The sequence below is a fragment of the Kitasatospora sp. NPDC059673 genome (assembly GCF_042734215.1).
GTDB lineage: Bacteria > Actinomycetota > Actinomycetes > Streptomycetales > Streptomycetaceae > Kitasatospora.
The window spans coordinates 73,227-85,101 of sequence record NZ_JBHWEN010000015.1; the positions used below are offsets into that span (position 1 = coordinate 73,227).

The 11,875-nt window shown below is 71.7% G+C and carries 8 protein-coding genes; 4 read left to right on the top strand and 4 right to left on the bottom strand.

Annotated features, from left to right (window positions below; all coding sequences use genetic code 11):
* Window positions 1-229: 229 nt before the first annotated feature.
* Both ACFV18_RS19155 and ACFV18_RS19160 read left to right on the top strand, forming a co-directional pair.
* On the top strand, window positions 230-1,003 hold the full coding sequence (locus tag ACFV18_RS19155; RefSeq protein ID WP_380484636.1) for an SDR family NAD(P)-dependent oxidoreductase: 774 nt from the start codon (window positions 230-232) through the stop codon (window positions 1,001-1,003).
* 372 nt (window positions 1,004-1,375) lie between these two features.
* Entirely contained in the window at window positions 1,376-3,181 is a 1,806-nt protein-coding gene (locus tag ACFV18_RS19160) for an ABC transporter ATP-binding protein (protein WP_380484638.1), read from the top strand.
* A gap of 18 nt (window positions 3,182-3,199) precedes the next feature.
* Here ACFV18_RS19160 and ACFV18_RS19165 read toward each other — a convergent pair whose 3' ends face one another.
* Complete coding sequence (locus tag ACFV18_RS19165; protein ID WP_380484641.1) at window positions 3,200-3,871, bottom strand: lysophospholipid acyltransferase family protein; 672 nt, start codon at window positions 3,869-3,871, stop codon at window positions 3,200-3,202.
* Window positions 3,872-4,097: 226 nt separating this feature from the next.
* Complete coding sequence (locus ACFV18_RS19170; protein WP_380484643.1) at window positions 4,098-6,278, bottom strand: CDP-glycerol glycerophosphotransferase family protein; 2,181 nt, start codon at window positions 6,276-6,278, stop codon at window positions 4,098-4,100.
* A 677-nt stretch (window positions 6,279-6,955) separates the two neighbouring features.
* Here ACFV18_RS19170 and ACFV18_RS19175 point away from each other — a divergent pair.
* Together ACFV18_RS19175 and ACFV18_RS19180 are read left to right on the top strand one after the other, a co-directional pair.
* Window positions 6,956-7,225, top strand: coding sequence for a hypothetical protein (locus ACFV18_RS19175; RefSeq protein ID WP_380484644.1), 270 nt, complete (start codon window positions 6,956-6,958; stop codon window positions 7,223-7,225).
* A 215-nt stretch (window positions 7,226-7,440) separates the two neighbouring features.
* Window positions 7,441-7,863 carry a YjbQ family protein gene (locus ACFV18_RS19180; protein ID WP_380484646.1) on the top strand — a complete coding sequence of 141 codons (423 nt, stop codon included), beginning with the start codon at window positions 7,441-7,443 and terminating at the stop codon, window positions 7,861-7,863.
* Between the two features lie 7 nt (window positions 7,864-7,870).
* On the opposite strand, the gene ACFV18_RS19185 is transcribed toward ACFV18_RS19180, so the two are convergent.
* Both ACFV18_RS19185 and pqqB read right to left on the bottom strand, forming a co-directional pair.
* Complete coding sequence (locus tag ACFV18_RS19185; RefSeq protein ID WP_380484648.1) at window positions 7,871-10,918, bottom strand: choice-of-anchor D domain-containing protein; 3,048 nt, start codon at window positions 10,916-10,918, stop codon at window positions 7,871-7,873.
* A gap of 64 nt (window positions 10,919-10,982) precedes the next feature.
* Window positions 10,983-11,873, bottom strand: coding sequence for a pyrroloquinoline quinone biosynthesis protein PqqB (gene pqqB / locus ACFV18_RS19190; protein WP_380484650.1), 891 nt, complete (start codon window positions 11,871-11,873; stop codon window positions 10,983-10,985).
* Window positions 11,874-11,875 lie beyond the last annotated feature (2 nt).

An 11,875-nucleotide genomic window follows, 5' to 3' on the forward strand; every position in this document is an offset into this window, starting at 1 on the left:
GCCGGGCACGCGACTTCTATCCAGAACGGGTGAAGCTGAACAAGCATCAGTTCTCCAGGGTGAGGCGGACACCGCGTGGGTCGGCGGCGATGCCCGAAACCGTAGGTTGATAGGACTGGTGCCATGACGGGGCGCGCCGCCCACCCCGGGGGCGTCGCTCGAAGGGCCGACCGGGCCGCGCTCGCAAGATCCACGCCGGACCCGGCTACCGACCGGTACGGTCGGATCCATGACCACAGCCCTCATCACCGGCGCGACCGCCGGCATCGGTGCCGCCTTCGCCCGCCGCCTCGCCGCCGACGGCCGAGACCTGGTGCTGGTCGCCCGCGACACCGAACGCCTGCGGGAGTCCGCCGACGAACTCGCCGCCCGCTACGGCGTCCAGGTCGAGACGATCGCCGCCGACCTCGCCACCGACACCGGCATCGGCTCCGTCGAGGACCGACTGCGCGACGACACCCGCCCCGTCGACCTCCTGATCAACAACGCCGGCTTCGGCAACCGCGGCGCGTACCTGGACGTCCCCGTCCAGGACGAACTCGACATGCTCAAGGTTCACATCGAGGCCGTCCTGCGCACCACCACCGCCGCCGTCCCCGGCATGCGCGAACGCGGCTTCGGCGGGATCGTCAACCTGGCCTCGGTCGCGGCGTTCGTCCCGCGCGGCACCTACGGCGCGACCAAGGCGTGGGTGGTCAACTTCACCCTCGGCATCGCCCGCGACCTGGCCGGAAGCGGAGTCCGGCTCCAGGCGCTGTGCCCCGGCTTCACCCGCACCGAATTCCACCAGCGGGCCGGCATGGGCACCTCCGCGATCCCCGCCTGGGCCTGGCTCACCGCAGACCGCGTCGTCGACGAATCCCTGCGCGACCTCGCCCGCAACCGCCCACTGTGCGTACCCGGCAAGCGGTACAAGGCGGCGGTGACGGCGGCCCGAATTCTTCCGCTGGGCGGGCTGGGGAAGCTGTCCACCACGGCGGGACGCGACTACCGCAAGCCGTAGCCGGGGGCGCGAGCCGGCGGGCGCGAGCTGGCGGGCGCGAAGACAGGGGCGCGGGGAACTGCGAGCTGGCGGGCGCGAAAACAGGGGCGCGGGGAACTGCGCGACAAGCGCACACCGCGTCCGCGAGGTCGCGATCAAGTGCAAGTCATTGTCCTGCGTCGCGATCTTGCGGACGTGGTGCGTTCCCCTTCGCGCAGTTCCCCGCGCCCCTGGTTTCGCACCCGCCCGCGCCCCTGGTGGTGCTCTCCCTGGTTTCGCGCTCGCTCGCTCCCCCCTTCCGCTAAGGGAATGTCCAGAAGGTTAGTTTTGCTAATGGTGAGCGAAGCTCGTTAAGCTCGCAGTGTCCTGTCCGCCGACCACCTGGAGGTCTCCGTGCGACTGAACCGGATCGACTGGACGCCGCCCGAAGGGGAGGAGCGGCAGCCGGCGCAGGTGAGGAGGATCCTGCGGTTGTTCCGGCCGTATACCGGGCGGCTGGGCGTGGTGGGGTTGCTGGTGGCGGCGTCCGCGGTGGTGTCCGTGGTGACGCCGTTCCTGTTGCGGGCGGTGCTGGACGTCGCGATTCCGGAGCGGCGGACGGGGCTGCTGACCCTTCTCGCGTTGGGGATGATCGCGGCGGCCGTGGTCACCAGCGTCCTCAACGTGCTGCAGACGCTGATCTCCACCACCGTCGGGCAGCGGGTCATGCACGACCTGCGGACCTCGGTCTACCGGCATCTGCAACGGATGTCGCTGGCGTTCTTCACCAGGACCCGCACCGGCGAGGTGCAGTCCCGGATCGCCAATGACATCGGCGGGATGCAGGCCACCGTCACCGGCACCGCCACCTCGCTGGTGTCGAACCTGACGGCGGTGATCGCCAGTGTGGTCGCGATGGTCGCGCTGGACTGGCGGCTCACCATTGTCTCGTTGCTGCTGCTCCCGGTGTTCGTGTGGATCAGCCGCCGGGTCGGCCGGGAGCGGAAGCGGATCACGGGGGAGCGGCAGCGCCAGCTCGCCAAGCTCTCCTCCGCGGTGCAGGAGTCACTGTCCGTCAGCGGCATCCTGCTGGGTCGCACGATGGGCCGCTCCGCCTCGCTGACCAGCGAATTCGCCGAGCAGAGCGACGAGTTGGCGGCCCTGGAGGTGCGTTCCAGCATGGCCGGCCGGTGGCGGATGTCGACCATAGGGATCGTGATGGCCGCGATGCCCGCGCTGATCTACTGGGCGGCGGGCCTGGCCACCGCGACCGGCGCGCCGATCGTCTCGCTGGGCACCCTGGTGGCGTTCGTGTCGCTGCAGCAGGGCCTGTTCCGTCCCACCGTCAGCCTGCTGTCCACCGGCGTGGACGTGCAGACCTCGCTCGCGCTGTTCCAGCGGATCTTCGAGTACCTCGACCTGCCGGTGGAGATCGACGAACCCGAGCACCCCGTCCAGCTGGAACGGATCCGCGGCGACGTGCGGTTCGAGGACGTCGAGTTCCACTACCAGGCCGGGCAGGACCGCCCCACCCTGGACGCGATCGACCTGGCCATTCCGGCGGGCGGCTCGCTCGCGGTGGTCGGCGAGACCGGCTCCGGCAAGTCCACGCTGTCCTATCTGGTGCCGCGGCTGTACGACGTCAGCTCCGGGCGGGTGCTGATCGACGGTGTGGACGTGCGCGAGCTGTCCTTCGAGACGCTGACCCGGGCGGTCGGTGTGGTCTCCCAGGAGACCTACCTGTTCCACGCCTCGATCGCCGACAACCTGCGCTTCGCCAAGCCCGAGGCCACCGACGAGGAACTCGTCGCCGCCGCCAAGGCCGCCCAGATCCACGACATGATCGCCGAACTGCCGGACGGCTACGACACCTTGGTGGGCGAGCGCGGCTACCGCTTCTCCGGCGGCGAGAAGCAGCGCCTGGCGATCGCCCGCACGGTGCTGCGCAACCCGCCGGTGCTGATCCTGGACGAGGCCACCAGCGCGCTGGACAACCAGACCGAACTGGCCGTCCAGCAGGCCCTGGACGCCCTCGCCGAGGGCCGCACCACGATCACCATCGCGCACCGGCTGTCCACCGTCCGGGACGCCGACCAGATCGCCGTCCTCGACCACGGCACGCTCGCCGAACTCGGCAGCCACGAGCAGCTGTTGGCCCGCGACGGCCGCTACGCGGCGCTGCTCAACCGGGAGGGCGTGGTGCCGGTGGCCGCCGTCTGACGGCCTGCCGGGAGCGGGTCAGGCGGCCTTCGGGGACTCGTTGTACTGCTCGGCCAGCTCCTGGCCCGAGAGGGCGTGGATGGCCGCCATCACCTCGTCGGTGACCTGCCGGCGGACCTTCGCGGAGCGGGCCTGGCCGTGCAGGGCGTCGAAGCGCAGCGGCTCGCCGAACTTGACGGTGATCCTGCGCAGGCGCGGGATGCGGCTGCCGACCGGGAGGATGTGCTGCGAGCCCTCCAGCGCGACCGGGACGACCGGCACGCCGGCGGTCAGCGCCAGCCAGGCGACGCCGGTCTTGCCGCGGTACAGGCGGCCGTCCAGCGAGCGGGTGCCCTCCGGGTAGATGCCGAACGCCCGGCCGGAGCTGAGGATCTCCAGCCCCTCCTCCAGCGAGGCAGTGGCGGCCCGGACGCTGCCGCGCTCCACCGGGACGGCGTTGATCACGTGGGTGAAGAAGTACCGGGAGACCGCGCCCTTGAAGCCCGTGCCGGTGAAGTACTCGGCCTTCGCCAGGAAGAACACCTGACGCGGCGCGGCCAGCGGGATCACCACGCTGTCCACGAACGACAGGTGGTTGCTCGCCAGGATCACCCCGCCCTTGCGCGGCACGTTCTCCAGGCCCTCGATGGTCGGCCGGTAGAGGGCGCGTGCGAGCGGCTTGAGCACGAGCTTGGTGACGAGGTCGATCAACTGGCCCTCCCTGGCCGAAGGTCGGACCGCCCGGGGCCCAAGGGCAGTGCCCGCCGAGGGGCGAGGCACGCGGCTCGGACGGAGGTCGGACCACTGGGTTCGAACCGCAGACTACGACATCGCACCGGCCGCCCGTCCACCACCCGGCGTCATCACGCCACTGCGATCCTCGTCACGCCCACCTGGTGGGAAAGCCCGCGCCCACCAGGTGAGACAACCGCCGGCGCTACTTGCGGACCGGGAAGATCCGGCTGACCACGCGCTCCGCGGCCCGGCCGTCGTCCCACGGGCAGAACCGCTCGCGGAAACGCTGCCGGGCGGTCGGCTCCGGGTCGCCCGCGAGCAGTGCCTCGGTCAGCGCGTCCTGCTCGGTGGCGACCGCGCCCGGTGGCTCCTTCATCAGGTCGAAGTAGACGCCCCGGACCTGCTGGTACTCCTCCCAGTCGGGGGCGTACACGGCGATCGGCCGGTCCAGCACCGCGTAGTCGAACATCATCGAGGAGTAGTCGGTGACCAGGGTGTCGGCCGCCAGGTACAGGTCCTCCACCGAGGGGTGGTCGGAGACGTCCAGCAGCCGGGCCGAGCCCGGGAGCGCCGTCAGGTCGCCCGCGCCGCCGTCGTGGAAGTAGTGGGTGCGCACCAGCACCGTCCAGCCGGAGCCGAGCCGTTCGGCCAGCGCGGGCAGGTCCAGCAGCGGCAGGTAGCCGCCCCGGGACTCGCGGTGGGTCGGCGCGTACAGCACGGTGCGCTGCCCGGGGGCGATGCCCAGCTCGCGGCGGACCTTCGCGCACTCCTCCGTGGTGGCGTGCACCAGGCGGTCGTTGCGTGGGTAGCCGGTGTCCAGGGTCTGGTACGTGCCGGGGAACGCCCGGGCGAAGTGCTCGCTGGTGTGCGGGTTGGGGGAGACCAGGTAGTCCCAGCGCGCCACCGCCTCGCGCAGCCGCTCGAAGTCCATCCCGTCCGCCGCGATCGGGTGGTCCCGCAGGTCCATCCCCATCGCCTTCAGCGGCGTGCCGTGCTGGGTCTGCACATGCACCGTGCCGGTCCGCTTCGCCATCGTGTGCGGGAAGTTGACGTTGTTGACGAAGTACTTGGCGGTGGCCATCGCCTTCAGGTACGCCGGGGTGTTGACGATCACGTACGGCACCCCCTCGGGCAGCGTCGCGGCCCGCGCCGCGTTCTCCACCACCCACACGCCGCGCACCTGCGGGGCCAGCTCCCGGGCCTTCTCGTAGATCGCCGCCGGGTTGCAGGCGTACCCGCGATGCCAGTACGCCGCGTACACCGCCAGGTGCTCGTCTATCGGAAGCCGCCGGAACGCGTTGTACGCGGTGAACCGGGCGCTGCTGCGCATCGCCTTCTTCACCCCGGGCGCCACCGCCCTGGTGCCGCGCTTGACGGCACCCGGCAGGCGGCCGCCGCGGCGCAGCTCGGCGTAGGCGCGGCGGGAGCCGCGGGCGGCCAGCCGGTACTGGATGCCGCGCACGCCGGACGGGAAGCGGTAGCCGGCCGGGCGGTGCTTGGCGAAGTGGCCGGTGATCCGGGCGAAGAACTCGGCGCGCAGCTCGACCGGGACCAGCCCCGGGGAGTCGTAGATGGTCAGGGCCTGCTTGACGGTGCGGTCGAAGACCAGGGTGCGCAGCTTGTTCGCCCGCTCGTTGCGGTCCAGGAAGGCGAAGATCGCGTCGTACTGGGCGAAGGCGTCGGCGTGCTTGGCGGAGGCGGTGGCGGTGATGGCGCCCGGGCGGCCGCGCCGGTAGCGGTAGCAGGGGCGGTCGAGGTAGACCAGCCGGTCGGCGGCCAGCAGCAGCGGGTAGGTGACGGAGATGTCCTCGTAGTACCCGCGGCCGAAGTGCACGTCCAGGTCGAGCAGGTACTGCCGGCGCATCACCTTGTTCCACACCGCGAGCACCGAGTTGAACAGCGCCGGGTGCTCGGCGGCGGTGCAGCCGGAGACCAGCGGGGAGCCGGCCAGCACGTGCCGCCAGGGGTTCGGCTCCTCGCCGCCGTCGTGGTAGACGTGCGTGAAGTCGGTGAGCAGCACGTCGGCGGGCAGGTCGCGGGTGGTCTCGGCGCGCAGTTCGGCGAGGATCGCGTCGATGGTGCCCTCGGGCAGCCAGTCGTCGCTGTCGACGAACCAGACGTAGGTGCCGGTGGCCTCGGCGAGGCCGGCGGTGCGGGCGCCGCCCAGGCCCTGGTTCTCCGCGAGGTGCAGGACCCGCATCCGGGGGTCGCCGGCCGCGTGCGCGTCCAGCAGGGCGCCGCTGCGGTCGGGGGAGCGGTCGTCCACCGCGATCAGTTCGACCTCGCCGGGGGCGGCACCGTCGGCCCGGAGCGAGTCCAGGCACTGCGGCAGGAAGCGCTCCACGCCGTGGACGGGCAGAACGATGCTGAGCAGGGGTGGCACGTGCGTTCACTCCGCGAAGGGATTGGGTGGCTCCGGCAGATCGCCCGGTCCCCGCCCACTCTACCGAGCGCCTACGGGCAGGCCCCGGGCGCGGCCGGACCGCGGCACCCAGGGCGCAGGTGGTGGGGGTCTGCCGCGGGCGGCGCTCACTGCCAAGAACGCGACCGCCGGTGCCGCGCCGTGTCAGCGGCGGCACCGGCAGTCCGGTTGGCGGTCCGGCCGACCCTCAACGGCCGACCGCCGGTCCGTGCACCACACCGGAGTCGGGCCGCCGCAGCGTCGAGACGGCCGCGAGTGACTCTCTGTGGTGCCGGAAGCCTGTCATGTGATGAGCAGGTGATTCATTCATACTCGAACTCATCCGACCGGGTAAGGGGTGGGTGAGGCCCGTGATCCCGTGTCGATACAGATACTGCTTGGAGGTTCCGGCGGCGTCAATCCCTCGTATGTGTTCAATTTCTGAACTCTTGAGGCCGCCGCGACGCCTGACGCCCGGTCATGCTTGGATGGTGCACCATCAACCGATGCGCAGTCGTGACCGGGAGCGCCGTACTTCGGTGAACGTCGGTTCCGTTCGCACGATACGGTGGCAGAACACCAGGACGGTTGTGTGAAGGCCGTCATAGCCGGATAGTCTTCGCCTCACGGCCCTGGCGCCTCGTAGGGGTGGGAAACAGATGGAACAGATTCAAGTGCGGACGCGGCCCCGGGTGCCCGCGATCCAGTGCGGCATGGGCACCACCGGCCGCCGGATCGACCGGCACCTCGCGGTGCTCGGCGCCCCCGCGCTCTCGGCGATGGACACGGCGGAAGCACTCGGCCTGATAAGAGAACTGACGCCACGTGGACCCAGCGTCCCCGTCGCGGTGCCCCGGCGCTCCGTGCGGGTCTCGCTGATGGCCCCGCTGCGCCGGCTCAAGCGGAGCATGTTCGGCAGCCGCGGCTGAGCACACCGACGTGAGGACGGGCGGCCCGGCCGCTCGTCGCCACGAACCCGACGGACCATGGGTCCGTCGGGCTTTCGGCGTTCCCGCGCGCGGTCGGTGAAGCCCTGGCGCACGCTTGCGAAAGGCTGGCGCACCCTGGCGGGGGACCTTGCGGTCGGGTGGCGTTCGGCGGCCGCCCCTTCGGGCGGGGCCACAAGATCGGCCAGGATGGCCCCATGTCCGACACCTTCCACACCACCACCTTCGACATCACCACCGGCCGCCGGGAAGTCGCCCTCGACATCACCGACCGCTGCCACGACTTCCTGCGGGACGTCGCCGGCGGGCGCGACGGCCTGCTGAACGTCTTCGTCCCGCACGCCACCGCCGGCATCGCCGTCATCGAGACCGGCTCCGGCAGCGACGACGACCTGCTCACCACCCTGCGCGAACTCCTGCCCGCCGACGACCGCTGGCGCCACCGCCACGGCACCCCCGGCCACGGCCGCGACCACGTGCTGCCCGGGCTGGTCGCCCCGCACGCCACCCTGCCGGTGGTGGGCGGGCGACTCGCGCTCGGCATCTGGCAGTCGGTCGTGCTGATCGACACCAACGGCGACAACCCGGACCGCACGCTGCGCCTCTCGTTCCTCGGCTGAGCGGCCGTCAGAAGGAGATCGACACCCCCTGGACGCGGTGGTTGTCGTTGAGCCCGCCGGTGGCGCCCGTGAAGCCGACCAGGACGGTGGCCGGAACGGCCACGGTGGTGTCGATCGCCGGCCGGCCGTCCACGGTGACCTGGACGCGGCCGCCGGTGACCTGCACGTCCACGGCGTGGGTGCCGGTGCGCAGATTGCCCACGTCGGTGGCGGTCGCGGCGTAGCTGAGCGCGTCGCCGTGGCCGCCGGTGGCCAGGCCGACGAAGTTGGCCGAGGGGTCGTTGGCGTTCTGGGACGTGTCCAGGGTGACGGCGAGGCCGCGCAGGCCCGAGTAGCCGAGCCCGCCGCCGCCGTCGCCGAGCGAGTGCGGTGTCTCGTGGGCCGCGTCGAGCAGGACGAAGGCCAGGCCGTCCGCGCCCGAGCCGCCGCCGATGACGGCCGTGAAGTGGGCGTGCAGCTTCGCGGAGGGCACGGCCATGTTGCACAGAGCGGATCCGGTCTGGTCGTTGATGGTCTCGGTGAGCACGATGTCGTTGCCGGAGATCCCGGCCGTGCCGTTGAACGTCCAGCCGCCGGAGTTCGGCGGGGAAACGCTGCCGCTGGTGACTCCGGTGCCGGTGAAGGGGACGGGCTGCTTGCCCTGGTCGTCGTCGCCGGTGAGCACGAACTGACCGGAGGCCGGGCCGGGGGCGGTGGGGGCGAAGACCACCGCCTGGTGGATCCGCTGCTCGGAGCCGAGCTGCATGCCCTCGGTGATCGGGTCGGGGGCGGCGAAGGGCGCGGTGGGCGGTGCGGCCTTGGTCACGTTCAGTGTCACGTTGCCGGTGTTGCTGATCTCGAAGCTCTTGCCGAGCGAACCGCCGACCGGAACCTGGCCGAAGTCGAGCGAGGTCGGACTGATCGTCAGGTGCGGGGCGCCGACGACGGCCGTACCGGTGAGCGGGACGGTGACCGAGAGGCCGTCCGCTCCGGTGACGACGAACTGCGAGCTGTCGCCGCCGGCCGGGCTCGGGACGGTCGGCGCGTAGGTGACGGACACGGCGACTGAGACGCCCGGGTCGAGGGTGGAGCCGGCCGCGGGCAGGCCGGTGACCGTGAACGGGGGCGAGGACGGTGTGGTGCCGGCGATCGTCTCGGGCACGGTGCCGGTGTTGGTGATGGTCACGCCGGTCGTCATCGAGGCCTGGGTGGGCAGCTCGTCGAAGTCCAACGACGACGGTGACGCGGCGAAACCGGGCTGGGTGCCGGTGCCGTGCAGGTCGAAGCCGACGGTGTCGGCGGCGCCGCTCGTCGTCACGGCGAAGGAGAGCGTCCCCGTCGCTCCGCCGGGCCCGGTCGGTGCGAAGCCGACCGGGACGGCCAGAGTGGCTCCGGTGTTCAGGGTGACCGGAAGGGCCGGGGGCGTGGCACTGAAGGGCGCGGTGGTGGTGATCGCCGTGACGGTCACATTGCGCGCCGCGGTGACCGTCGCCGTGGCGTTGCCGGTGGCGCCCACCGCGACCTGCCCGAGGTCGACCGGACTGCCCGTCAGGGCTGCCTGGGACGGGCTGCCGAAGGCGACCAGATGGCCGTCGCTGGTGCCGACATAGACCCGGCCCGAGCCGACGCCGACCTTGGAGAACTTCACGGCCGTCCCGATCGGCGCCGACCAGCGCAACTTCAGGATGCCGTTGACCGGCACCGCGTCGTACGCGCGCAGTTGCGCGTTGACGCCGTCGCCGCCGTCGGCGCAGACGATCCAGACCAGCGCCGAGCCGGAGGTCGTACCGTCGGACGTCACGATCGGCGAGCCCGGGTAGTGGCCGATCCCGGCGCTGCTGGTGCCCGCATTGGCCAGGACGGGCGTGCCGGTGCCGTCGACGCCGTACTTGAGCGCGCGGAGGCGGCCGGCGTTCTCCTTGATGTTGTTGTCGTTCTCGGGGACGTAGACGTATCCGCCGTCGCCGCCCCAGACCGCCGGGTGGCCCCAGACACCGAAGAACGGCCCGGCGACGGCCAGCGCTCTGTCCGAGCCGCCGGGCCCTTGGCCACGACCGCCCAGATCGTCCCGGTCGAGGAGGAAGATCCGGCCGTCCTTTCCGACCTGGACCAGCAGATTCGGGTGGGCCGCGGTGCCGAACGGCGGCGAGGGCAGGGCGACCGGGCCGCCGGACCCGAGGTCCCGGTCGTTCAGGTCCAGCTTGTCCGCGTTGGCGGGGCTGAAGAAGTCCACCGGAGTGAGCTGCCCGTTGCTGGACAGGTGGACCACCGAGTGGCCGAGGTGGCCGGGCGGCTGCTTGCCCGGGCCGGGCGCCGGGAAGACGCCGTTGCCGGTGGAGAAGTAGATCCGGCCGGGACCGTCCGAGACCAGGCCGCCGCCACCCATCCAGACCCCGGCCTCCGAGTTGCTGGCCGCGTTCTCCGTGGCCCACATGCGCAGCGCACCGGTCGCCGTCTTCACCCCGACCACGTAACCGATGTATTCGTCCAGGTCGCAGTGTGCGCCGAAGCCGAAGAAGACCTCGCCGTCGAGCAGCAGCAGGCCGGTCCGCTGCATCGCGCTGAACGCCTTGAACACGGTGTTCGGGTTGTTCGACGGGGAGCCCTGGATCTTGACCGGCCAGCCCGGGGGTTCGTGGCCGGTCGCCACGTCCAGGCTGTGCAGGTACCAGTGCGGGCTGTGGTCGTTCGGGCCGTCGTTGACCTTGGTGGTGAGGTAGACCCGCCCCGACGAGGCGTCGTACACCGGGGTGCCGGTCACGCCGATGTTGGGTTTCAGGTCGCCGCAGCCGATCGCGGAGGACGGCCAGGCGGGGCCGAGTGCTGTGGACCAGAGAACCGCACCGGTGACGGCGTGGATGCCGTAGACGTTGTTGTTCTCGGTCGCGACCACCACGGTGGACCCGATGACCAGCGGCTGGGCGTAGACCTGCCCGTCCACGGCCGTCGAGAACAGCTGGCCGAAGCTGCCGGCACTCACCTTGCTGGGCGCCAGCTGCGGCTGGCTCGCGTCCCAGCCGGTGCGCATCGGATTGAACGAGACGGTCGGATCCTGGGCGATCACGTTCTGCGGCATTGTGTGCTTCCTCCTCCGTATCGAGCGACTGCCCGGCGAGGTGACGGGAGCGTCCACGGCCTGCTCACAGCCGCAGCTCCATGCCGTCACCGGCGACCTCCACGCCCTCGGCCGCGAGCTCCTTGTGCTGCTCCGAGTCCGGGTCGGTCAGTGGGTTGGTGTTGTTGAGGTGCGTGTAGAGGCGCCGCGCGCCCGGGTGGGAGCGCAGCCGCCGCAAGGTGCCGTCCGGCCCGGCGATCGGCAGGTGGCCGAAGGCGCGGGCGGTGCGGCGTTCGCCCGCGACGTGGCGCAACTCCTCGTCGCTCCAGAAGGTGCCGTCCAGGAGCAGGCAGTCGGCGCCCGTCAGGAACGCATCGAAACCGTCCGGCCAGTCGGCGAGCGAGGGCGCGTAGACCGCGCAGGCTCCGGTCCGGGTGTCCGTGAAGCGGTAGGCGAGGGCCCAGGGGCCGGGCGCGTCGTAGTGGGCGGCGTAGCGGGGCCGCTTGTCGCTCACCGGGAAGGCGGTGACCGTCAGCCCGCCGTCGAGACGGAGCCGCTGGTCGAACCGGTGCCAGCGGGAGGTGCCGTAGCAGGCCAGCAGGCCGCGCAGCGGGAGGACCTCCCCGAGGCTGTGCCAGACCGGTGTCGGGGCGTGGATGTCCAGTTCGGCGCCCTCGCGCAGGGCCAGCAGGCCGGTGATGTGGTCGAGCTCGCCGTCGGTCAGCAGGACCCCGCGCAGCGGCGTGTCGCGGGTGCCGTCCGGCGGGGTCAGCCCGGATGCGGCGAGCAACTGGACGCGGAGGTCGGGCGAGGCGTTCACCAGGTACCAGGCGTCGTCGGAGCAGCTGACGGCGAGGCATTCCTGCGTCCGCCAGGCCTCCGGACCGGCCGCGCGGGCCCGGGAGCAGGTGGGGCAGGCGCAGTTCCACTGGGGCAGGCCACCGCCGGCGGCGGTGCCGAGTACGCGTAGCCGCATGA

Bases quoted from the DNA above. Each gene is read 5' to 3' on its own strand.
- ACFV18_RS19155 (WP_380484636.1), top strand. From the start codon at position 230: ATGACCACAGCCCTCATCACCGGCGCGACCGCCGGCATCGGTGCCGCC.
- ACFV18_RS19175 (WP_380484644.1), top strand. From the start codon at position 6,956: ATGGAACAGATTCAAGTGCGGACGCGGCCCCGGGTGCCCGCGATCCAG.
- ACFV18_RS19180 (WP_380484646.1), top strand. From the start codon at position 7,441: ATGTCCGACACCTTCCACACCACCACCTTCGACATCACCACCGGCCGC.
- ACFV18_RS19185 (WP_380484648.1), bottom strand. From the start codon at position 10,918: ATGCCGCAGAACGTGATCGCCCAGGATCCGACCGTCTCGTTCAATCCG.
- pqqB (WP_380484650.1), bottom strand. From the start codon at position 11,873: ATGCGGCTACGCGTACTCGGCACCGCCGCCGGCGGTGGCCTGCCCCAG.